Genomic DNA, 20,818 nt, shown 5'->3' with positions numbered 1-20,818 from the left:
TCTGCGACAACACCAGTTAGCCAGCCCCCCGCCCCGCTGGCAACGCCCCCACCTACTAGCCACGACCGCAGACCGGACCGCACCGACCGGCGGTAACCGCGGCGCAGGGCGGGTGGAAGGGCTACTGTCCCGGGTCGTATGTGACGTGGGTCCTGTGGGCCGCCTCACCGGATACCGACCCGAATGTCACCTTACGTGTCCGGTCGTACCCCTTTGAGGGGTGTGTCGCGGGCCACTTCCGGGGCGGAATCGAAGGCCGGGCCAGAGCCGGACGCCGCATTCGTCGGCGTCGGCCGGGCAGGGCGGCGCGTTGGTGGGTGCATGCCGAATATCATTTAAGCTTCAGGGCGGCTGCGGGCCCTCGGCCCGGACGGGACCCCGTGACGCCGATCATGCGGATCCCTGGGAATCGCGTGACCGCCGGCGTGCACCTCGGTGGTGTGGAGCGCCGGCAACACCCGCCCCGCGAACAGAAGAACCCAGGGAGAAGTGAGGTATGGCCGTGATCTGCGTCGGAGGCATGATCGGCATCGGCAAGACGAGTGTGGCCGAGCTGCTCGCCACGGAGCTGGGCAGCGAGGTCTTCTACGAGAGCGTGGACGACAACCCGATCCTCCCGCTCTTCTACACGTCGTGCCCCGAGGAGATCCAGGCCAAGCGCTACCCCTTCCTGCTCCAGCTCTACTTCCTGCAGACGCGGTTCGCCTCGATCAAGGAGGCGTACAAGCGGGGGGACAACGTCCTCGACCGGTCCATCTACGAGGACTGGTACTTCGCCAAGGTCAACCACGACCTGGGCCGCATCAGCTCCCTCGAGATGCAGGTGTACGAGGGGCTGCTCGCGGAGATGATGCGCGAGATCGACGGCCTGCCGTACCGCAAGGCGCCCGATCTCATGGTCTACCTCAAGGCCGACTTCGAGACGGTGATGCACCGCATCGGGCTGCGCGGACGCGACTTCGAACAGGACGAGGCCCTCGTCGAGTACTACCGGACGCTGTGGTCGGGGTACGACGACTGGGTGCACAAGCACTACTCGGCCAGCGAGGTGCTCGTGGTGGACATGAACCACACGGACGTGGTGAACAACCCGGCGGACGCGGCCCGCGTGGTCCAGGAGGTCAAGGACGCCCTGGCGGGGATCCGGCAGCCGGCCTGAACCGGCTGCCGCGGGGCCGCCGGCGTACGGCGGCCCCGCGGCGCGGTGGTGCCGGTGGTGCCGGGATGCGGCGGAGTCAGGCCAGCGAGACCTTGTACTTGGCGAGCACCTCGGGAACCGGCTGGTAGAAGGTCGTGCCGCCGACGGAGCAGTTGCCGCTGCCTCCGGAGGTGATGCCGAGCGCCTTCGTGCCGTCGTAGAGCGCGCCGCCCGAGTCGCCGGGCTCCGCGCACACGTTGGTCTGGATCATGCCGCGGACCGTGCCGCCGCCGCTGTAGTGGACGGTCGCGTCGAGTGCGGTGACCGTTCCGCTCTTGGTGCCCGTGGTCGACCCGCTCCGCCTGACCGGTTCGCCCACGTAGGCGTTGGCCGGGGTGAAGCCGCCGGGCGCGCTGATGGAGGCGTTGTCGTAGCGGACGAGCGCGTAGTCGTTGCCGGGGAAGCTCGAGCCCACGGTGGGGCCGATGAGGGTGCTCTGCGCGGAGTTGGTGTACCAGGTCCTGACCACGTTGCCGCAGTGTCCGGCGGTCAGGAAGTAGCGGGTGCTGCCGCTGACGGCGTTGAAGCCGAGCGAACAGCGGTATCCGGCGCCGTGGATGGCGTCGCCCGGACCGAGCAGCCGGGTGAACTTCCCGGGGGTGCGCTCGATGCGCAGCGCGCCGGCGTTCACGCCCGCCGCCTTCCTGATCTTCGCGAGCGCGGCCTCGGAGACGGTGCTGTCGGCCGTGACCACGACCCGCCCGTTCGCCGCGTCCGTGTACCACGCCGTGCCGCCGACGTCCGCGCCGAGCACCGCCCGGTCGAGCGCGGCGAGTTCGGCCGCGCCGTAGGGCCTGGGGGCGGCCGCCTCGGCGGTCGGCACGGCGAGCAGGGCGGCTGCCAGCAGGCCGGCGGCGGCGGCCGCGGTCGCGGCGCGGCGTGTGGTGGGGGTGATGGGGGACGAGGTGCGCGTGTTCCTCACGGGTCTCCTCCTCGGAGCGTGGGGGCCCGGTGGGTGGTGGGCCCTGCGAGTCCGCCAGGGGTGGCGTGTCCCTGACAAATCCGCGCTCCGGTGAGTATGCGGACGGCCGTTCGTCCCGCACAAGACCGCGAGGTGTCGCGCACGCCGCGACGGCCGGGGCGGAGGCGCGGGAGGCGGAGCGATCGCTCCGCAGACCGTCCCCCCGCCCCCGCCCCCGCCCCCTACCTCCCGGACGACGGGTCCCTCACGGCTGCGAGCCGTGCCGCCCGGCCGCGGCTCAGGTGCGGTACCGGTACAGGATCCGGCCGCGGGTCAGGTCGTACGGGCTGAGCTCGACCAGGACCCGGTCGAACGGGAGGATCTTGATGCGGTGCTTCCGGATCTTCCCGCTGATGTGCGCGAGCACCTGGTGCCCGTTCTGCAGCTCCACCTTGAAGTTGGCGTTGCGCAGGCACTCGGCTACGGTGCCCTCGACTTCCAGGCCGTTCGGCGTTTTCGTCAATGTTCCTCGTTCCTCGGATGGGTCGGTGGGTCGGTGGGGTGTCGGGGTGCCGGGGCGGGGAGCGGTCAGGGGCGGACCAGTTCCACGTTGCCGCCGGTCCGCCGGGCTCCGACGCGCTCGAACAGGGTGATCGCGGCGGTGTTGGATGCGTCGACCTCGGCCCACGCCGAGTCGGTCCCCGCGCGGTACAGCGTGCCAGACGCATGGGCGAGCAACGCCCGTCCCACGCCCTGCCGCTGGTGGCCGGCCAGTACCGCGACCAGCCCGATCCGTGCTCTGCGGGGGACGGGCGCCACCCGGACCAGACCCACGTACGCGCCGTCCCGGACGGCCACCGCGTACTTCGACGGGTCCCCGGGCGTTCGCGTCGCCGACGGACGGGGCAGGACCTCGGCCGGCATGGTCCGCCAGCCGACGGTGGCGTCGACCTCCTCGCGGATCGCGTGGTGCAGCGCGCACAGCAGGCTCTGGTCCGCCGCCTCGCCGGGCAGGATCGTCACGCCCGCGGCCGGCGGGGACGCCTCGAGCCCCGTCGCGCGCGGGTCGGTGGGCAGGACGTACTCCCACTCGCGGCGCCCGGGCGTGAAGCCGGCCCGCTCCCAGCGGGACATCAGGTCGGAGTCGCCCTCGCCGACCAGGGTGTGCAGGGGGGTGGGCAGGTCCGCCAGTATGGCGTCGGCGAGCCGGCCGAAGGCCAGGTCCTGCCACACGTCGATGCTGACGAAGGCCCGTCCGTCGGGTCGCCGCGAGACGTCGGCGTAGCCGACGGTGCGGCCGTCGAGTTCGGCCTGCCACTGGTTCTCGGCCACGCGGCCGACCGTCACTGCGTTCATGGTTGTCGCCTTTCGGGAAACGCCTGGTTGCAGAGGAGCTCCCGACGACACCTGGGTCAGTCGCACACCGTGACGGAAGGAGGGAGCGCCCACCTCGATACATCGTTCATGGGGTGCCACCTCCTCGGGTTCTGTCACGGTGCTCCGCACGTTAGCAACCGGCCGCCGTCCGTCCAACTCCTTTTGTCGCCGGGCCCAACTTCCGTCCGCGGCACGGTGGTCGCGTGGGAGGATGTCGCACGTGACCGGATCGTCGTCCTCACCCGTCGCCGAGAGCACCCCCGGCGGTCGCGGCCTCGGATCCCGTGCGGCCGCCGTGCTCGTGTTCGGGTCCTCCGCCGCGGTCCTGGTGGTCGAGATCGTCGCGCTGCGGCTGCTGGCTCCGTACCTCGGCCTCACCCTGGAGACCAGCACCATGGTGATCGGCATCGCGCTCACCGCGATCGCCTTCGGGTCCTGGCTGGGTGGGCGCGTCGCCGACCACCTCGATCCCCGCCGGCTCATCGGGCCCGCGCTGGGGGTGTCGGGTGCGGTGGTGGCGCTCACCCCGGCCGTGCTGCGCACGACCGCGCAGTGGGCACCCGCGTTGCTCCTGCTGATCGCGTCGCTGACCATCCTCGTGCCGGGGGCGCTGCTGTCCGCGGTGACGCCGTTCGTGACCAAGCTGCGGCTCACCACCCTCGCGGAGACCGGGACGGTCGTCGGCCGGCTGTCCGGTGTCGGGACGGTCGGCGCCATCGTCGGCACGGTCCTCACCGGATTCGTGCTGGTGTCGAGGCTGCCGGTCAGCGGCATCCTGATCGGCCTCGGGACGCTGCTGGTGGTCGGCTCGGCGCTGGTCGAGTGGCGCACCCGCGGGTGGCGCGGCACACCCGCGCTCGCGCTCGCGGTGGCCGCGGGGGGCCTCGCCGCCGCGGTCGCCCCGGGCGGCTGCGACAGCGAGACCCGGTACCACTGCGCACGGGTCGTGGCGGACCCCGACCGGGAGGGCGGCCGCACCCTCGTCCTGGACGGCGTACGGCACTCGTACGTCGACGTGGACGACCCGACCGTCCTGGAGTTCACGTACGTGCGCGCGATCGCGGCGGTGGTCGACGGCGCGTTCCCCGCGGGTGAGCCGCTCGCCGCCCACCACCTGGGCGGGGGCGGGCTCAGCCTGCCCCGGTACCTCGCGGCCACCCGGCCCGGGACGCGCAGCCTCGTGTCGGAGATCGACGGCGGGGTGGTGCGGCTCAACCGCGACCGGCTCGGTGTCGGGTCGGAAGCCGGCATCGACGTGCGCGCCGAGGACGGCAGGCTGGGGCTGCGGCGGCTGGCCACCGACAGCCGTGACCTCGTCGTCGGTGACGCTTTCGGGGGTGTCAGCGTGCCGTGGCACCTCACCACGGTCGAGGCCATGTCCGACGTCCGGCGGGTACTGCGGAGGGACGGCGTGTACGTCGCCAACCTCATCGACCACGGCCGGATGGACTTCGCGCGCGCCGAAGTGGCCACCCTGGGCGAGGTGTTCGCGCACGTCACGGTCGTGGGAGCCGCCGCCGACATCGGCCTCGACCGCACCGCCACCGCGAAGGGCGGCAATCTGGTGGTGCTCGCCTCCGACCGGCCGGCCGACCTGCGCGCGCTGCAGGCTGCCCTGGACGCGCGGCGGACCGGCTGGAAGGCCGCAGGCGGCCGTGACCTCGCCTCCTGGATCGGTGACGCCCGGCCGCTCACGGACGACTTCGCGCCCGTCGACCAGCTCCTCCAGGCCTACGCCCCGGGCGGCGCGCGGTGACAGGCGGGGCGCCTCAGCGGTGGTCGGGGTTCAGGAGCGCGGCGGCCGCGGCGACGAAGGCCTCGGTGGCTTCCTTCGCCGCGTGCCGCCGGCTGTCCAGGTCGGTGCGGTCGGTGGCGTGGCGCAGGGCGTACGTGGCGTCGGCGGCCCGCTGGGCCTGACCGCCCAGTTCGGGGACCAGCACCTTGAGCCGGACGTGCGGCACGGTGATCGCCGCCCGGGTGTCGTGGGACCTCGTCTGTGCCTCCAGCCGGTGCTGGGCGTCGGTGTCCGTACGGGCGAGGCGCTCCCGGTGGAACATCGCCGAGCGGTGCGCGTCCAGGGCCGCGGCGAAGTCGGTGACGGCGCCGAGCCGGTCCTGCCGGTGGTCGTCGGCGCGCTGTTCGGCGCGCGCGGTGTGCGCGGCGCGGTGCTGCAGCACGCCGGCGGTCAGGGCACCCGCCAGGGTGCCGAGTACGGCGACTATCGAAGGCCACACGGACATGGGCTGTCGGATCCTCTCCGGGTCGGGCGGGGCGGGCTGGATGGGTGGGGCGGGCCGGGGCAGGCCGGGGCGGGCCGGGCGTGGCCGCGTCACCAGCGGCGGTACCGTGCGATCTCGCCGGCGGCCGAGCGGGCGAAGCCCGCGATGTTGTGGGGGCAGTGCCAGGCGGATCCCGGGGCGCCCGCGTGGTCGCCGTCGAGGTCCTCCCAGGTGTAGTCGGTTTCGCCGGCCAGCAGCGACAGCAGCACCTCGAAGGTCTCCAGGTGCGCGTCCGGGCCGTCGTCGCTCGGGTGGGCGGGGTGCGGGCAGGCGGCCTGCCCGGCGGCGGGGTCCGGGGTGGCGGTCAGGGCCGCCACCACCCGCCGTGCCACCTCCGGATCCGCGTCGCGCGCCGCGTGGGCGTACGTCCACACCAGGCCCAGCGTGTAGAACGCCGTCACGTCCGGATCGCCCGGCCGGGCGGCGCGCGCCCCGGCGAGCCGTTCCACGCACTGCAGCAGGGTCTCGTCGTGCTCCCCGAGGAAGTACCCCTGATAGATCGACTCCCAGTCGTCCATCGATTCGCGCGCATCGCTGATCGTGATCATGACCACTGGAGACGCCGGGACGGGCGGTGACGGTTCCCGGGGGCGGGCCGCCGGCGTCAGCCGAGGTGCACGCCGCGGGAGCGGAGGTACGCGACCGGGTCGACGTCGGATCCGGGGCCCGGGCCGGTGCGGACCTCGAAGTGGAGGTGGGGACTGCTGGCGTTGCCCGTGCAGCCGGAGCGGGCGATGCGCTGCCCGGCGCTGACGTGCTGCCCGGCCCGCACGGAGAGGGACATCAGGTGGGCGTACTGGGTGTGGAAGCCGTCGGGGTGCCGCAGGACGACCTCGTAGCCGTAGGAGCCGGCCCACCCGGCCGACTCCACGCGGCCGGCGGCGACGGCGTGGACGGGCGTGCCGGTCGGCACGAGGAAGTCGACGCCCGGGTGGTAGCCGCGGGTCCACGAGGGTCCGGTGACCCGGTACGGCAAGCCGAGTTCGCCCCGCACGGGTGCGCGGTACGGCGGTTGCTCGCCCCGGGGCGGGTTCAGGGGGGCGAGGACGGCCAGTGCGTCGGTGGCCGACGGGCGGTCGGCCGGCTCCTTGGCCAGCAGCGCCGATGCCAGCTCTGCGAGTTCGGGCGGCAGGCCCGGACGGATCGTGCCCAGGGGCGGCGCCGGCTGCGTCAGGTGGCGGCGGCGCAGCCGGTCCGGGTCGGCGTCGCGGAACGGCGGGTGGGCGGTGAGCAGTGCGTACAGGAGGCAGCCGAGGGCGTAGAGGTCGCTCCGCGCGTCGCCAGGGGGGCGGTGCCACTGCTCGGGAGCGGTGAAGGGGCCGCCGCCCGAGGCGCCGTCGGCGCCCCCCGCCGCGGTGATGCCGAAGTCGCAGATCTTGATCCGGCCGTCCGGTTGGCGCAGCACGGTCCGCCAGGTCAGGCCGAGGTGGGCGGTGGTGTCCTCATGGGCCGCCCGCAGGGCGTCGGCGATCTGCCACGACAGCTCGAAGACCTCGCGCAGGGGCAGGCCGCCGGTCGACCGGGCGAGGACGCCGTACAGGTCGCCACCGGCCACGAACTCCCCCACGGTGTAGGCGCGGCCCGCCTCGCGTCCGGTGTCGTGGACGACCGCGAGTGCCGGGTGCGGGACGCGGGCGCCGACCCTGGTCTGGTGGTCGAAGCGGCGCCAGTCGAGCCGGGCCGACGCATCCCGGTCGAGCACCCGGACGGTCACTTCGCGGGCCAGGGGGCGGTCGAGCGCGCGCCAGGCGTCGCCCGGGCCGCGGAGGCCGATGTCCTGCAGGAACTCGTAGCGCCCGGCCAACAGGTGGCCGGGGCCGTACGTCCGTGGCGGTCCCCCTTCGCGGGGCGGAAGGGCCGCGCGGCCGGTCGTGAAGCGGGTGGGCGACGGGTCCGGTCGGGTCAGTGCCCGGACCACGTCCCGGGCGGTGGGAGGGCGCTGCGCCGGGTCCTTGGCCAGCAGGGCGAGCACCAGGTCGTCCAGGGCCGCGGGGAGGGCGGGGCGCAGCGAGCGGAGGGGGCGGGGCGGTTCCTGTACGTGGCGCACCATCCGGCTGGCCGGGTGGCCGCCGGCGAACGGGGGTGCTCCGGTGAGCAGGGCGTAGAGGGTGCAGCCGAAGGAGTACAGGTCGGTGCGCGCGTCCACCCGTCCGGCCAGGCACTGCTCGGGGGCGAGGTAGTCGAAGGTCCCCATGACGCGGTCGGGCGGGGTCAGCCCCTTGGTGAACTCGGCGGAGTGGGCGATGCCGAAGTCGCAGACCTTCACGCGCCCGTCCTCCTGGAGGAAGAGGTTCGCGGGTTTCAGGTCGCGGTGGACGATGCCGCGGTCGTGTGCGGCGGCCAGTGCTTCCAGTGCCTGGCGGGCCACGTCCAGGACCTGGGGGACGGGGAGGCCCGCCGGGGCGCCGCGCAGGGTGTGGGCGAGGTCCGTGCCGTCGAGCAGTTCCATGACGATGAAGGTGCGCCCGTGGTCGCGGCCGATGTCGTGGACCACGACGAGGCCGGGGTGCCGCAGCCCGGCGGTGATCACCGCTTCCCTGCGGAACCGCTTCTCGGCCTCGTGGCCCGACACGTCGGCGCGGAGGAGCTTGAGGGCGACCGGGCGGGACAGTTCCCGGTCCTGGGCCTGCCAGACCTCGCCGTGGCCGCCGGCGCCCAGCGGCCGGGTCAGCAGGTACCGTTCGCCGAGCACTTCTCCGGCCTCCAACGCACCCCCCGGTCCGGTGACGGGCGTCTCGTGCCGCGACAGCCCGCCCCATGATGGCAGGCCTTCCCGGTCCGCCGCAGCGGGTCCGCGGCAGGTCCGGCACGGATCCGAGCCGAGGCCGTGGGCGGCCCGGGGCGCGGCCCCGGGGCGGTTTCCGCGACGGCTCGGGCTTGCGGGCTGCGAGTTCCGGCCACGGAGCGGCGGTCCTGCTCCGGGCTGGAGTGGCGCGGGTCCGTGGGGAATGATCAGGGGGGTGTCGATGCGTGCAATGCTCGTTTCCATGACTGATGCGAGGAGCCTGTAGTGCCGGGGTCGGATGGGTGCGGTGTGGGCGTGGGAGGCGGTGGGTCCGTCTTCTCCGTCAGCCGCTCCGTGCCGCCCCGGCAGCCGGTGGCCGGGGGCGCCGGCGCCCCGCGGGACGCCGGCGCGGTGCAGGAGGTGCTCGACGGTCTTCCCGGCTCGGCGATCCACCTGGTGCCGGTGTTCGGGGCGGACGGGGCGGTGTCGGACTTCCGGGTCGCGGCGGCTTCGCCGGACGCGCTCGACATCGGGGGGCGCCGTGGGCGGGAGCTGGTCGGGCTGAGCGTGCTGGAGACGTACCCGACGGTGGCCGGCACGGAGCTGTGGCACGGGTACCTGAGGACGCTGCGCACCGGTGTCCGTTACGAGGGCGAGCCGTTCGAGTACGAGGAGGTCGTGGCGGGCATCCCCCGGCTGTCGCGCTTCGCCGTGCGGGCCACGGCCTGCCAGGCGGGGCTGATCGTGTCGTGGGTCCGCCTGGACAGCGGGGAACGCGAGCAGCGCAGGCTGATGGTGATGCAGCGGCTGGGCCGGATGGGGTGGGCGAACTGGGACCTGGTACGGGGTGAGATCGCCTGGTCCGATGAGGTCTATACCGTTTTCGGCCGGGACCGGTCGCTCGGTCCACTGGGGCTGGAGGAACTGCCCGGGCACGCCGTCAGGGAGGACCTGCCCGCGCTGGGCGAGGTCGTGCGGCGCCTGCTGCGGGAGGGCGGGTCCGCCGACCACTCCTTCCGGATCACCACTCCGGGTGACGGGGTCCGGTACGTGCGGATCGTCGCGGAGGCGGAGGCCGACGCGCGGGGTGCGCCGGTGGAGGTCCACGGCTTCTTCCAGGACCTCACCGAGACCAAGCGGGCGGAGCAGCAGCTGCTGGAGCACCAGCGCGCCGCCCTGGCCCAGCGGGGTGTGCTCGCTGCCGAGCGGGACCTGGCCGCGCGGCTCCAGCACGCGCTGCTCCCGCTGCCCCAGCAGTCGCTGACCATGGGCGGCCTCACCGTGGACGTGGCGTACCAGCCCCTGCAGGAGGGCCTCAACGTCGGGGGCGACTGGTACAGCGCCATCGAGCTGCCCGACGGGAGCGCCCTGCTCGTCGTCGGTGACGTGGCCGGCCACGGGCTGGACGCGGTGGCCACCATGGCGCAGCTGCGGTTCACCGCCAAGGGCATGGCGATCACGGGGATGCCGCTGGCGGCGATCCTGGCCCGGCTCAACACCCTGCTGCTGCACAATCCCGAGCGGAACTTCAGCACGGCCACCATGGTCATGGCCCGCTACGACCCGGCCACCTCGGTGCTGACCTGGGTACGTGCCGGTCACCCGCCGCTGCTGCTGCTGCGCCGGGGGGAGGCGGAGTACCTTCCGGCTCCCGCGGGCCTCCTGCTGGGCGCGGCGCCCGACGCCGGTTACGAGGCGTCCTCGCTGCGCCTGCTGCCGGGCGACCACCTGCTGCTGTACACGGACGGCCTGATCGAGGAACCGGGCCAGCTCCTCGACGAGGGCCTGGCGCGGCTGGCCCGCACGGCGGCGGCGTGCGCGGAGGACGCGGGCGTCCTGGACGGCGTCCTGGACGCCCTGGTCCGGCCGGACTCCCGCCGGGACGACATCTGCGTCCTGCACGTGAGCCTGGCGCCGGAGCCGCGCCGGGCGACGCCCTGACGACCGGACGGCACTGCTGGACCTACGGCGTCGGTGGGGCCTGGCGGCGGCCGCGGCGGGCGAAGGCGGTGCGGTAGGCGCTGGGGCTGTGGCCGGTGTGGCGGGCGAAGAGGGCTGCGAAGGTGCCGGGATCGCGGTAGCCGACGGCCGCGGCGATGGCGGCGACGGTGCGGTCGGTGTTCTCCAGGAGGTGGCGGGCGCGGCGGACGCGGGAGGCCTGCAGGTGGGCCAGGGGGGTGCGTCCGGTCTCGTCGGCGAAGCGGCGCAGCAGCGTGCGGGCGCTGACCTGGAAGGCGTCCGCGAGGGCGGTGAGGTCGTACCGTTCGCCGAGGTTCTGGTCGAGCCGCCGCATGACCTGCCCGGAGAACTCCCGGCCGGGCTGCGGCAGGAGCCGGGGGTCGGCGTAAGGGGTCTGGGAGGTCCGGGCGTCGTCCACGAGGGCCACCCGTGCGGTGGTGCGTGCCACACGGGCGCCGCTGTGCCGGCGGATGAGGTCGAGTGCGAAGTCGTACATGGCGGTGAAGGCGGCCGTGGTCGTGACGCCGGTGTCGGTGACGACCAGCCGGTCGGGGCGTACGTCGGTGTTCGGGCAGCGCCTGGCGAGTTCGGCGGCGTGCAGCCAGGAGGTGGTGGCCCGGCGGCCGTCGAGGAGACCGGCCGCGGCGAGCAGGAACGCCCCGACGCAGAGGGAGACGACCGCGGTGCCGGCGGCGGCCTGGGCGCGGATCGCCGCGATCTCGGGGGCGAGGCGGGCGAGCCGGGCGTCGAGGTCCGCGTCCGGGGGCAGTTCGAAGCCGGGGACCACGAAGACGTCGACGTCGCGCAGGGGGCGTACGTCCAGGACGGCGCCGCCGGAGGCGGTGACCCGGCGGCGGGGCGAGACGACCGACAGCCGGTAGCCGGGGGCGTCCGGCCCGGCGACGTGCTGAGCCATCGTCAGCAGGTCGGGCACGCCGAACACTTCTGACGCGAAGCAGCCCGGGTAGGCCAGGACCCCGACGCGCAGCGCGGCCGCCGTCCCGGTGCCCGGCCCCGTGCCGCCGCCCTCCGCCGCCATCTCCTGCGCCTCCCCCGCCGCCCCGTCCCCGTTCGCGTGTGGCGAGATTACCCCCGGATCCGGCGATCCCGCCCCTCATCCGGCGGCGGGTCCCGGCGCGAGGGTGTCCCCATGAGCGTTGACGACCCGATCACCGACTTCACCCGCCGCAGCGTGGCCGTGGAGGGGGTGGAGAAGACGGTGTACGTGGCCGGGGCCGGGCCCGCGGTCGTGGTGCTGCCGGAGATGCCGGGCATCAGTCCCGACGTGCTGCGGCTCGCGCGCTGGGTGCGGGACGCGGGGTTCACCGTCCACGTGCCCTCCCTGTTCGGGACGGACGGGGCCTTCCCGACCGTCGAGGGCGGCCGGGAGGTGGTACGCCGCGCCTGTGTCAGCGCGGAGTTCCGCGCCTTCGCGGGGGGTGGCACCAGCCCGGTGACGGTCTGGCTGCGCGGCCTGGCGCGGCAGGCGCACGGCGAGTGCTCAGGGCCGGGGGTCGGGGCGATCGGCCTGTGCTTCACCGGCAACTTCGCCCTCACCATGGCCCTGGAGCCGGCGGTCGTCGCCCCGGTGGTCAACCACCCGTCCCTGCCGCTCGACGACCCCGCCGGGCTCGAACTCGACGCGGCGGACGCGCGCGCGGTGCGCGAGCGGCTCGCCCGCGACGGGCTCACCGTGCTGGCGTACCGCTTCGAGGGCGACCGGTGGTGCACGGGAGCGCGGTTCGCCGCCTACCGCGCGCTGCTCGGCGACGCGTTCGACGGGCGCGTCCTCCCGGACGCCGCCGCCAACCCGGCACCGCCGCCGTTCTTCGCCGAGCTGGTCGGCACCCCGCACAGCGTGGTCACGGCCCACCTGGTCGACGAGGCCGGCCACCCGACGCTCCGGGCCCGCGACGAGATCCTCGCGTTCCTGTCCGCCCGCCTCCACCCGCCGGGCAGGGGCCCGCGGCCGGCCGCGTGACGGGTGGATGGCGCCTGGCGGGCCGCCGTGCCGGTCGTCACGGGGCGGGGGCGGGGGCGGGGTCGAGGAGGTGGGGGCCGTCGTTGCGGACGTTGTTGACGGCGGTGGTGACCGCGGTCGCGGTGAGCCGGCCGTCGGCGGGCGTGTGGAGGAGGGCCCGCAGGTCGGCGGTGTCCTGGTGGGTGGGGTCGAGCCAGGTGGCGAAGTCACCGGGGTGGAGGGCCAGGGGCATGCGGGGGTGGATGCGGCCGGCCGCGTCGGTGGCTTCGGTGGTGAGTACGGTGGCCGTGGTCAGCCAGGCCGCGGGATCGTCGTCGTCGGCGACCGCGGGGTCGCGCCAGTGCTCGAACAGGCCGGCCATCGCCATCACGCCCCGGTCCTCCGGGCGGATGAAGTAGGGCTGCTTGTAGGCCTTCGCCGTCCCGCTCGCCGGTACGGCCACCCACTCGTAGAACCCGTCGGCCGGCAGCAGGCAGCGGCGCCGGACGAACGCCTTGCGGTAGGCGGGCTTCTCGTGCGCGGTCTCCACCCGGGCGTTGATCATCCGCGCACCCACGGACGGGTCCTTGGCCCAGGACGGCACCAGCCCCCACCGCACCGACCGCAGTCGCCGGACCAGCTCTCCGGTGCCGGGGTCGAGGCGCTCCCACACCGCCCACACGTCGTCCGTGGGAGCCACGTTCCAGGAGGGGCCGGGCGAGCCGTGGGACGGGTCGAGGGCGGCGTCGAACAGGCCCGCGAGGTCCTCGGGGGCGCGTGAGGAGGCGTAACGGCCGCACATGTGACCACTGTGCCACGCCCGGGCCCGCTCCCTGGGGCGGCGGGCCCGGCGGCGGACGGCTCGGTACCGGTCACCCGTCGGTGGCGGGCGGGAGCGGGCGCGGTTCCAGGGGGCGGGTGGCGGGGCCGTGGATGACCGAGCCGTCGGTGTCGAAGCGGGAGCCGTGGCAGGGGCATTCCCAGGCGCGTTCGGCGTTGTTGAACTGCACGAGGCAGCCCAGGTGGGTGCAGCGCGCGGACACCGCGGTGACGACGCCCTCCGGGTCGCGGTAGACCGCGCAGCGGTGCCCTCCGATGCGGACGAGCGCCCCGGAGCCGGGCTCGACGTCCTCGACGGCGTCGGCGTGGCTGGGACGGAGCCGGTCCCCGACGAAGTGCCGGGCGACGGACGCCTGCGCCTTCAGCAGCGCGGGGGCCTCGCGCAGGTGCAGGCGCCCGGGGTCGTACAGGTCGGCCCAGGGCAGCCGGTCCCCGGCGATCCGGGCCGCCAGCAGCCGGCCGGACATGACACCGCTGCTCATGCCCCATCCCCCGAAGCCCGTCGCCACGTGAACGTGGTCGGTCCCGGGGTGGAACCGGCCCACGAAGGGCACCTTGTCCGTGGGGGTGTTGTCCTGGGCCGCCCAGCGGTGGGTGAAGCGGGCGTCGGGGAAGCGGTCCCGGGTCCAGGCGGCGAGCTTCCCGTAGCCCTCGACGACGTCGGCGGTGCCCGGGGTGAAGTGCTCTCCGGTGACGATGAGCAGGCGCCGGCCGTCGCCGTACGGGGCGGTGCGCACCGAGCGGGTGTTCTGCTCCTGGGTGATGTAGATGCCGCGGGGTGCCCGGTCGGCGGGGATCTCGGCCGCGAGGACCAGTTCGCGCGTCGGTTCGAGGCGGGCGAAGAGCATGGCGCGGTCGAAGACCGGGTAGTGCGTGGCGACGACGACGTGGCGGGCCGTGATCCGGTGGCCGGCCTCGGTGGTCAGCCGGACCGGTGTGCCCTCGTGGAGTTCCGTGACGCGGGTGCGTTCGTAGACCTGTCCGCCGTTGCGCACGAGGTCGTCGATCAGCGCGAGGAGGTACTTGCGCGGGTGGAACTGGGCCTGCCGGTCGACGCGTACGGCGCCCGCCACGGGGTACGGCAGGTCGGTGGCGGTGACGAAGGAGGCGGGGAGGCCGGCGTCGCGCGCCGCCCGCGCCTCGGCCTCCAGTTCCTCCACCGCGTCGGCGGACTCGGCGTAGGCGTAGCCCGGCACGCGTTCCAGTTCGCAGTCGATGCCCAGTTCGGCCGAGACGGCGGCCACGTGTTCGACCGCTTCCTGCTGGGAGGTGGCGTACAGCTTGGCGCCCTCGGCACCGAAGGTGCGTTCGATCCTGGCGTACCGGAGCCCGTGCTGGGCGGAGAGCTTGGCCGTGGTGTAGCCGGTGACGCCGGCGGCCACGCGGTCCGCTTCGACGAGGGCGACGCCGTGTCCGGCGCGGGCGAGTTCCCAGGCGGTGCAGATCCCGGCGATGCCCGCGCCGACCACGGCGACGTCCACGTCGAGGTCGCCGGCCAGGGTGGGGTGGACGCCGGTGGCCGGGGCGCTCTCCATCCAGTACGACTCGTGGTGTCCGGGCAGGTGGGTCATGGGAGCGCCTTCCGGTTCCGGTGTCGGGGTGGGGGCGGGACGGGTGACGGGTGACGGTACGGGTGACGGGGTCCTGGTGGGTGCGCCTGCCCGCGGGCCGCAGGGTCATTCGCGGGTGGCGCGGGTTCCTTCGTCCGCCGCGGCCGTGGGCGGAGCCCGTGCGTGACGGGCTGCGGGCGGGGTAGGGGCCATCCGCGGCGGCCGGGCCGCGGTGGGGGCGGAGTGCCGGCCGGAACGGTGCGCGCGGCGCGCGGCCGTGGTTCGAGTGGAGGCAGCATGTCGTACGGCGAGAACGAGCGGGTCACCTACCGCGACGGGCGGCCCGGTCTGCAGACCGGGCGGGTCGAGGAGGTCCGCGACGAAGGCCCGCACGCGGTGTACCGGGTCCGCAACGAGGCGACCGGCGAGATCCAGGTCGTCACTCAGGAGCAGATCCGCGGAGGCTCCGAACGCGGCGGGTGACGGGCGGTGGGTTGACGGGCTGTGGGGTGACGGGCGGCAGGTGACGGCGGCGCCGGAGGTCAGCGGGCCCGGCGGATGCGGATCGGGCCGCGTACGCCCGTCGGGTCGACGGGGTGGCCGCCCTGGGTGATCTCCACCTCGCCGGCCGCCACCAGGCGCCGGGCGGCGCGGCGGGCGGGTTCCATGAGCGCGCGCCAGCCGTCGCCCTCGCCCTCGTACGCCGCGCGCGCGGCGTCGGAGGGGCAGATCGACGCGTCGGGGCCGCGGCGCTCCAGCAGTTCCAGGATGGCTCGTTCCAGGCGCCGGGCCGTCCCCCGTCCGTTGTCCGTCACCCTGCCAGTGTGGCACCGGCGGGCGTTGTCAGTGCCGGTCGGCAGGATGGAGGGGTAACGCAGTCCTGATCCGCCTCGAGGGGTTCCCATGTCCGCTGCCGTCTCCGACGCCGCCTCCGTCCGCTTCCCGACCGGCTGGTGCGCCACCGACCTGGGTCGGTACCGGCCCTGCGACTCCACGTACGAGGTGTACCCGATGGACGGCCTGCCGTCGCTGGACGCGGTGGGACTCGACGGCCGCTTCGGCTGGTTGGGCGGTGAGGAAACCGCGCCGTCCGCCGCGCCCTCGGAGCACGGCCCGCATCTGGCGGCGCTCGCACGGGAACTGACGGCGGCCGGGCTCGTCCTGCCCGCGGACTTCGCGGAGTTCTACGGCAGCGAGCGGCTCTGCCGCGCTTTCGACGAGGTGTCGGTGACGGCCTGTTGGAGCGATCTGTCCGGTGCGCTGCGCAGCCCGGCCGAGGAGGGGGCCCGCCTCGTCCGATTCCTGCGGGACCAGCAGGACTGCGTCATCTGGTACCTGTACCTGCGGCCGTCCGGCGAGGCTTTCGTGGTGTGCTCGCACATCGAGCTGGAGTCCGCCTGGGCGTGGGCCGACGCCGAAGCCGACGGGGAGCGGGTCGCGGAGTTCCGGGCCGCGGCGGCCGGCTCGCTGATACGGTGCGCCGACTCCTTCGAGGAGTTCGCGTACCGGTTCGTGGTGGAGAACGAGCTGTGGATGCGGCTCAACTCCAGCGGTGCCGAGGGGCGGCTCGCTCCCCACCTCCAGGCGTACGCCGACCACTACGAGGCCGCCGCCCGGGCCTGACCGCCCGGCGTCAGCGGCGTACCAGTCCCAGCTGGCGGTTCAGCTCCGCGAGGAAGCGGACCACGGTGCCCAGTTCGTCGGCGGTGAACCGGCCGCGGGCGGCGTCGGTGGCGCGGGCGAGGGGGCGGAAGTACTCGCGGGCCACGGCCCGGCCTGCCTGCGCGTAGTGCAGGTGGACCACGCGGCGGTCGTCCTCGGCGCGCACCCGGCGGATGTGGCCCGCCCGCTCCAGCCGGTCCAGGCAGGCGGTCATGGCGCCGGAGGTGAGGTTCATGTGCTTGCGGAGCCTGCCAGGGGTCATCGGACCGGGCTCGGCGTCGTCCTGGTCGGCGTCGAGGATGGCGATCAGGGCCTGGACGTCGGTGAGGTGGAGGCCCTGGGCCTGCGCGAACTCCTGGGCGATGCGGTTGAACTCCGCGTTCATGCGGCGCAGCAGCACGGCGAAGGACTGGAGTCCGGTCGGATCCTCGGGCGGGGGTGTGCTGGGGGTGAGATCGGCGCGGCGCATGAGCTCAGCATAAGATCTCTCGATGGTTGAGATACTTTATGACTGACACATAGCCCGTTCGGGCTTCGTGGGTTCCGTGGGCTTCGTGGGCTTGGTGGGAGGGATGTCGTGAGGGGACCGCGCGGGCTGCGCCCGGCCGTACCGATCGCGCTCGTGTTCGTGTTCGTGTGGCTGGCGATCGGAGGGACGCTCGGTCCGTTCGCGGGCAGGCTGGGCGAGGTCGCCACCAACGACCAGGCCGCCTTCCTGCCGCGCAGCGCCGAGTCCACCCGGGTGCTGGAGGCCCGCAGGGCGTTCGAACGGTCCGCGACCGTGCCGGCCGTCGTGGTGTGGACCGCGTCCGACGGGCGGGTGGGTGCCGCGCAGCAGCTGGCCGCCTCGCGTGCGGTGGGCGCGCTGGCCGGCCGCCCGGGGGTGGCCGGTACGCCGTCCCCGGTGGTGGTCTCCGAGGACGGCCAGGCGATGCAGGCGGTCGTCCCCCTCGCGCCCGACCTCGGCGAGGACCTGCCTGCCGTGCTGGACGAGGTGCGGGCCGCGGCCGAGGGGGTTCCGGACGCACGCGCCGGGATCGCCGGGCCTGCCGCCAGCCAGGCCGACCTGGCGGACGCCTTCTCGGGCATCGACGGTCTGCTGCTGGGGGTGGCGCTCGGTGCGGTGCTGCTGATCCTGCTGCTGGTCTACCGGAGCGTGCTGCTCCCCTTCGTGATCATCGTGAGCGCCGTTTTCGCTCTGGGGCTGGCCTGCGCGGTCGTGTACGCGCTGGCCGACGCGGACCTCGTGCGGGTGGACGGACAGGTCCAGGGGATCCTGTCGATCCTGGTCATCGGCGCGGCGACCGACTACGCCCTGCTCCTGGCCGCCCGCTTCCGGGAGGAGCTCGCGGCACGCGGGGACCGGGCGGCCGCGGCGCTGGCGGCGGTACGGCGCTCGGCCGGCGCGATCACCGCGAGCGCCGCGACGGTGGCGCTGGGCCTGCTCGCCCTGCTCGCCAGCGACCTGACGAACAACCGCGCCCTGGGTCCGGTGGGCGCGATCGGCATCGTCTGCGCGGTGCTGACCACCCTCACGTTCCTGCCCGCGGTCCTGATGCTCGCCGGCCGGGCCGCCTACTGGCCGGCCGCGCCGAAACCCGCGGACGCCGGGGGGACCGGCCGGGGGGTGTGGCCCCGGGTGGCCCGGCTGATCGACCGCGCGCCGCGCCGGGTGTGGGTGTCCACCACGGTGGTCCTGCTGGTGCTGGCCGCGTTCTCGCCCGGCCTGTCCGCCGGCGGGGTTCCGCTGGACGAGGTCTTCGTCAACGACGCGCCCTCGGTCGGCGCCCAGCGCACGCTGGGCCGGCACTTCCCGGGCGGCTCCGGGAACCCGACGGTGATCATCGCCGATGCGGACAGGGCGGCCGAGGTGACGGCGGCGGCCGAGGACACCGACGGCGTCGCCTCGGCCGCCCCGGTGACCGCCTCGGGGCGGCCCGGGCCCGGCGCGCCGCTGGTCGTCGACGGCCGGGTGCGGATCGACGCGGTGCTGGCGGCGGCCGCGGACGGCGACGCCGCCAAGGACACCGTCCAGCGGCTGCGGCAGCGGCTGCACGCCGTCGAGGGTGCCGGGGCCCTGGTCGGCGGGTACACGGCGCAGCAGTACGACACGCAGGCGACCGCCGCCCGGGACCGGACCGTGATCGTGCCGGTCGTCCTCGGCATCATCCTGCTGATCCTCGTCCTGCTGCTGCGGTCGCTCGTCGTGCCCGTGCTGCTGGTGGCGACGGTCGCGCTGAACTTCGCCGCGACCCTCGGCGTCTCGGCGCTGGTCTTCGAGGACCTGCTCGGCTTCGGCGGGACCGACGCGTCCGTGCCGCTCTACGGGTTCGTGTTCCTGGTCGCGCTCGGGGTCGACTACAACATCTTCCTGATGTCCCGGGTGCGGGAGGAGACCCTCACCCACGGCACCCGCCGCGGGGTGCTGCGCGGGCTGACCACCACCGGCGGCGTCATCACCTCCGCGGGGGTGGTCCTCGCGGCGACCTTCGCGGCCCTGATGGTGATCCCGCTCGCCTTCATGGTCCAGATCGCCTTCATCGTCGCCTTCGGCGTGCTGCTGGACACCCTCGTGGTGCGCTCCCTGCTCGTCCCCGCCCTCGTGGTCGACATCGGCCCGCGGGCCTGGTGGCCCAGCCGCCTCGCCCGCCCCGCCGGGGACGGGACGGGGCGGGCCGGGCTCCCGGGACGGCCTGGACGGTCTGGACGTCCCGGGGTCAGTGGTTGACGAGGGTCAGGCTGGTCTCGTCGTAGCGGGCGCCCGCGATCCCGTCGGCGGGGACGGCCGCCTCCACGGCGGCGAGCTCGTCGGCCGACAGTTCGACGGCCAGGGCCGCGACGTTCTCCTCCAGGTACCGCTGCCGCCGGGTGCCGGGGATCGGCACGACGTCGTCACCGCGGTACTGCACCCAGGCCAGTGCCAGCTGTCCCGCGGTGACGCCCTTCGCGGCGGCCAGCTCGTCGAGCTTCGCGACGACCGCCAGGTTCCGTTCGAGGTTGCCGTCGGCGAAGCGGGGCTGGCCGCGCCGCATGTCGTTCTCCGCCAGCGCGGCGAGGGAGCCGTAACGGCCCGTCAGGAAGCCGCGCCCCAGCGGGGAGAACGGGACCAGGCCGATGCCGAGCTCGCGGCATACGGGGGCGATCTCCGCCTCCAGGTCGCGGGTCCACAGGGACCACTCGCTCTGCAGTGCCGCGATCGGGTGGACGGCGTGCGCGCGCCGGATGGTGTCCGCGCCCGCCTCGGACAGGCCGAGGTGGCGGACCTTGCCGGCCCGGACCAGTTCGGCCATGGCACCGACGGTCTCCTCGATCGGCACGCTCGGATCGACCCGGTGCAGGTAGTAGAGGTCGATGTGGTCGGTGCCGAGCCGGCGCAGCGAGGCCTCGCACGCCTCCCGGACGTAGGCGGCGTCACCACGCACGCGGGCGGGCTCGCCCAGGCGGTTGGCGAAGCCGAACTTGGTGGCCAGGACCACCTCTTCGCGGCGGCCGGCGAGGGCCCGCCCGATCAGTTCCTCGTTGTGGCCGGCGCCGTAGAAGTCGGCCGTGTCCCAGAAGGACACCCCGAGGTCGAGCGCGCGGTGCAGGGTCGCGATCGACTCGGCGTCGTCCGAGTCGCCGTAGGCGTGGCTCATGCCCATACAGCCCAGGCCCTGCGCTGACACCGCGAGTCCACCCAGGTGACGGACGGGGAAATCGGTCATGTTGCTGCCTCCGGGATTCGAACCGCCTTGTGCCCACGACGCTAGGTATTGGAGTGCACTCCATGTCAAACAATTCCGGTGCGGGCGGTGCGCGGCGCGGGTAGACCCCTGTCCATGAGCGAGCGTGTGACCGGTGATCTCGTGACGGAGCGCCTCCTGCTCCACCGGCTGACGGTGGCGGAGGCGGAGGAGCTGGTGGCCGGGGGTGGCGGTGGGCGTCGGGCACCCGGGTACCCGACGGACGGGGACGTGTCCGCGGCGCGGCGCTTCCTGCGCGCCTGCGCGGAGGACGGAGCCGGCCGGCATCCCGGCGCCTTCGAGATCCGCCGCCTCGACGACGGGTGCGCGATCGGCGGCGCGGAGTTCCACGGCCCCGCCGACGAGGCCGGCACCGTCACGATCGGTTACGGGCTGGCGCCTTCGGCCCGTGGATCCGGCTACGCCTCCGAGGCCTTGCGCGCGCTCCTGGCGTACGCGCGCGAGCGCGGCTTCAGGCGCGTGCGGGGCGACGCCGACCACGACAACGTGGCGTCGCAACGCGTGATGGCCGCGGCCGGCATGCGGCCGGCCGGCGCGGACGAGCGGGTCCGGTACTACGAGACGGCGTGGGACGGCCCCGTAGGGGCGGGGTGCTGAACGCGGCGCGGCGGACCCGGGTCGGGC

Annotated in this window: 20 protein-coding genes; 8 read left to right on the top strand and 12 right to left on the bottom strand. The window is 74.4% G+C overall.

Annotated features, from left to right (window positions below):
• Positions 1-496: 496 nt before the first annotated feature.
• Positions 497-1,159 carry a deoxynucleoside kinase gene (locus ACFY61_RS27820; RefSeq protein WP_389476311.1) on the top strand — a complete coding sequence of 221 codons (663 nt, stop codon included), beginning with the start codon at positions 497-499 and terminating at the stop codon, positions 1,157-1,159.
• Between the two features lie 76 nt (positions 1,160-1,235).
• Here the strand turns inward: ACFY61_RS27820 and ACFY61_RS27815 are convergent, their stop codons facing one another.
• From ACFY61_RS27815 to ACFY61_RS27805, 3 genes are all read right to left on the bottom strand, one after another.
• Positions 1,236-2,120, bottom strand: a complete 885-nt coding sequence (locus tag ACFY61_RS27815; protein ID WP_389476309.1) for a S1 family peptidase — start codon at positions 2,118-2,120, stop codon at positions 1,236-1,238.
• 277 nt (positions 2,121-2,397) lie between these two features.
• Complete coding sequence (infA, locus tag ACFY61_RS27810; RefSeq protein ID WP_389476307.1) at positions 2,398-2,622, bottom strand: translation initiation factor IF-1; 225 nt, start codon at positions 2,620-2,622, stop codon at positions 2,398-2,400.
• Positions 2,623-2,687: 65 nt separating this feature from the next.
• Positions 2,688-3,455 (bottom strand): GNAT family N-acetyltransferase, encoded by a 768-nt coding sequence (locus ACFY61_RS27805; protein ID WP_389476305.1) that lies wholly within the window; start codon positions 3,453-3,455, stop codon positions 2,688-2,690.
• 241 nt (positions 3,456-3,696) lie between these two features.
• Between ACFY61_RS27805 and ACFY61_RS27800 the strand changes: the two genes are divergently transcribed.
• Positions 3,697-5,232, top strand: a complete 1,536-nt coding sequence (locus ACFY61_RS27800) for a fused MFS/spermidine synthase (protein ID WP_389476303.1) — start codon at positions 3,697-3,699, stop codon at positions 5,230-5,232.
• A 13-nt stretch (positions 5,233-5,245) separates the two neighbouring features.
• Here the strand turns inward: ACFY61_RS27800 and ACFY61_RS27795 are convergent, their stop codons facing one another.
• The 3 genes from ACFY61_RS27795 to ACFY61_RS27785 all read right to left on the bottom strand — a co-directional run bounded on the left by ACFY61_RS27795 (position 5,246) and on the right by ACFY61_RS27785 (position 8,447).
• Entirely contained in the window at positions 5,246-5,716 is a 471-nt protein-coding gene (locus ACFY61_RS27795; RefSeq protein ID WP_389476301.1) for a protein kilB, read from the bottom strand.
• A gap of 89 nt (positions 5,717-5,805) precedes the next feature.
• Positions 5,806-6,303: a hypothetical protein gene (locus ACFY61_RS27790; RefSeq protein WP_389476299.1), complete on the bottom strand. Its 498-nt coding sequence runs from the start codon at positions 6,301-6,303 to the stop codon at positions 5,806-5,808.
• Positions 6,304-6,359: 56 nt separating this feature from the next.
• A complete protein-coding gene (locus ACFY61_RS27785) occupies positions 6,360-8,447 on the bottom strand; it encodes a protein kinase (protein WP_389476298.1) in 2,088 nt (695 codons plus the stop codon).
• 348 nt (positions 8,448-8,795) lie between these two features.
• Here ACFY61_RS27785 and ACFY61_RS27780 point away from each other — a divergent pair, with 348 nt between their 5' ends.
• Complete coding sequence (locus ACFY61_RS27780; protein ID WP_389476296.1) at positions 8,796-10,421, top strand: PP2C family protein-serine/threonine phosphatase; 1,626 nt, start codon at positions 8,796-8,798, stop codon at positions 10,419-10,421.
• A gap of 22 nt (positions 10,422-10,443) precedes the next feature.
• Here ACFY61_RS27780 and ACFY61_RS27775 read toward each other — a convergent pair whose 3' ends face one another.
• Positions 10,444-11,478: a GlxA family transcriptional regulator gene (locus ACFY61_RS27775; RefSeq protein WP_389476294.1), complete on the bottom strand. Its 1,035-nt coding sequence runs from the start codon at positions 11,476-11,478 to the stop codon at positions 10,444-10,446.
• A 111-nt stretch (positions 11,479-11,589) separates the two neighbouring features.
• On the opposite strand from ACFY61_RS27775, the gene ACFY61_RS27770 reads away from it, so the two are divergent.
• Positions 11,590-12,420 carry a dienelactone hydrolase family protein gene (locus ACFY61_RS27770; RefSeq protein ID WP_389476292.1) on the top strand — a complete coding sequence of 277 codons (831 nt, stop codon included), beginning with the start codon at positions 11,590-11,592 and terminating at the stop codon, positions 12,418-12,420.
• Positions 12,421-12,457: 37 nt separating this feature from the next.
• Here the strand turns inward: ACFY61_RS27770 and ACFY61_RS27765 are convergent, their stop codons facing one another.
• Together ACFY61_RS27765 and ACFY61_RS27760 are read right to left on the bottom strand one after the other, a co-directional pair.
• Positions 12,458-13,201, bottom strand: coding sequence for an SOS response-associated peptidase (locus ACFY61_RS27765; RefSeq protein WP_389476290.1), 744 nt, complete (start codon positions 13,199-13,201; stop codon positions 12,458-12,460).
• Between the two features lie 70 nt (positions 13,202-13,271).
• Positions 13,272-14,810 (bottom strand): FAD-dependent oxidoreductase, encoded by a 1,539-nt coding sequence (locus ACFY61_RS27760; RefSeq protein WP_389476288.1) that lies wholly within the window; start codon positions 14,808-14,810, stop codon positions 13,272-13,274.
• Positions 14,811-15,086: 276 nt separating this feature from the next.
• Here ACFY61_RS27760 and ACFY61_RS27755 point away from each other — a divergent pair, with 276 nt between their 5' ends.
• Positions 15,087-15,272: a hypothetical protein gene (locus tag ACFY61_RS27755; protein WP_389476286.1), complete on the top strand. Its 186-nt coding sequence runs from the start codon at positions 15,087-15,089 to the stop codon at positions 15,270-15,272.
• Positions 15,273-15,331: 59 nt separating this feature from the next.
• Here the strand turns inward: ACFY61_RS27755 and ACFY61_RS27750 are convergent, their stop codons facing one another.
• Entirely contained in the window at positions 15,332-15,604 is a 273-nt protein-coding gene (locus ACFY61_RS27750) for a DUF3253 domain-containing protein (RefSeq protein WP_389476284.1), read from the bottom strand.
• Positions 15,605-15,692: 88 nt separating this feature from the next.
• Between ACFY61_RS27750 and ACFY61_RS27745 the strand changes: the two genes are divergently transcribed.
• Entirely contained in the window at positions 15,693-16,412 is a 720-nt protein-coding gene (locus ACFY61_RS27745; protein WP_389476282.1) for a hypothetical protein, read from the top strand.
• A gap of 10 nt (positions 16,413-16,422) precedes the next feature.
• Here the strand turns inward: ACFY61_RS27745 and ACFY61_RS27740 are convergent, their stop codons facing one another.
• On the bottom strand, positions 16,423-16,920 hold the full coding sequence (locus tag ACFY61_RS27740) for a MarR family winged helix-turn-helix transcriptional regulator (protein WP_389476280.1): 498 nt from the start codon (positions 16,918-16,920) through the stop codon (positions 16,423-16,425).
• A gap of 108 nt (positions 16,921-17,028) precedes the next feature.
• Here ACFY61_RS27740 and ACFY61_RS27735 point away from each other — a divergent pair, with 108 nt between their 5' ends.
• Positions 17,029-19,179, top strand: coding sequence for an MMPL family transporter (locus ACFY61_RS27735; RefSeq protein WP_389476278.1), 2,151 nt, complete (start codon positions 17,029-17,031; stop codon positions 19,177-19,179).
• On the opposite strand, the gene ACFY61_RS27730 is transcribed toward ACFY61_RS27735, so the two are convergent.
• Positions 19,169-20,155, bottom strand: coding sequence for an aldo/keto reductase (locus ACFY61_RS27730; RefSeq protein ID WP_389476276.1), 987 nt, complete (start codon positions 20,153-20,155; stop codon positions 19,169-19,171). The two genes, ACFY61_RS27735 and ACFY61_RS27730, sit on opposite strands and share 11 nt — an antisense overlap.
• 114 nt (positions 20,156-20,269) lie before the next feature.
• Between ACFY61_RS27730 and ACFY61_RS27725 the strand changes: the two genes are divergently transcribed.
• A complete protein-coding gene (locus tag ACFY61_RS27725) occupies positions 20,270-20,791 on the top strand; it encodes a GNAT family N-acetyltransferase (protein WP_389476274.1) in 522 nt (173 codons plus the stop codon).
• Positions 20,792-20,818 lie beyond the last annotated feature (27 nt).

Source organism: Streptomyces sp. NPDC012888 (genome assembly GCF_042900645.1).
Taxonomy (GTDB): domain Bacteria; phylum Actinomycetota; class Actinomycetes; order Streptomycetales; family Streptomycetaceae; genus Streptomyces.
Note: the sequence above shows the minus strand (reverse complement) of the source record. Positions and strands in the feature narration are given on the sequence as shown.

What these genes read in the sequence shown, in the direction of transcription:
- ACFY61_RS27760 (WP_389476288.1), bottom strand. Translation starts at nt 14,810, where the DNA reads ATGACCCACCTGCCCGGACACCACGAGTCGTACTGGATGGAGAGCGCC.
- ACFY61_RS27795 (WP_389476301.1), bottom strand. Translation starts at nt 5,716, where the DNA reads ATGTCCGTGTGGCCTTCGATAGTCGCCGTACTCGGCACCCTGGCGGGT.
- ACFY61_RS27725 (WP_389476274.1), top strand. Translation starts at nt 20,270, where the DNA reads ATGAGCGAGCGTGTGACCGGTGATCTCGTGACGGAGCGCCTCCTGCTC.
- ACFY61_RS27820 (WP_389476311.1), top strand. Translation starts at nt 497, where the DNA reads ATGGCCGTGATCTGCGTCGGAGGCATGATCGGCATCGGCAAGACGAGT.
- ACFY61_RS27730 (WP_389476276.1), bottom strand. Translation starts at nt 20,155, where the DNA reads ATGACCGATTTCCCCGTCCGTCACCTGGGTGGACTCGCGGTGTCAGCG.
- ACFY61_RS27765 (WP_389476290.1), bottom strand. Translation starts at nt 13,201, where the DNA reads ATGTGCGGCCGTTACGCCTCCTCACGCGCCCCCGAGGACCTCGCGGGC.
- ACFY61_RS27770 (WP_389476292.1), top strand. Translation starts at nt 11,590, where the DNA reads ATGAGCGTTGACGACCCGATCACCGACTTCACCCGCCGCAGCGTGGCC.
- ACFY61_RS27775 (WP_389476294.1), bottom strand. Translation starts at nt 11,478, where the DNA reads ATGGCGGCGGAGGGCGGCGGCACGGGGCCGGGCACCGGGACGGCGGCC.
- ACFY61_RS27805 (WP_389476305.1), bottom strand. Translation starts at nt 3,455, where the DNA reads ATGAACGCAGTGACGGTCGGCCGCGTGGCCGAGAACCAGTGGCAGGCC.
- ACFY61_RS27745 (WP_389476282.1), top strand. Translation starts at nt 15,693, where the DNA reads ATGTCCGCTGCCGTCTCCGACGCCGCCTCCGTCCGCTTCCCGACCGGC.
- ACFY61_RS27755 (WP_389476286.1), top strand. Translation starts at nt 15,087, where the DNA reads ATGTCGTACGGCGAGAACGAGCGGGTCACCTACCGCGACGGGCGGCCC.
- ACFY61_RS27790 (WP_389476299.1), bottom strand. Translation starts at nt 6,303, where the DNA reads ATGATCACGATCAGCGATGCGCGCGAATCGATGGACGACTGGGAGTCG.
- ACFY61_RS27740 (WP_389476280.1), bottom strand. Translation starts at nt 16,920, where the DNA reads ATGCGCCGCGCCGATCTCACCCCCAGCACACCCCCGCCCGAGGATCCG.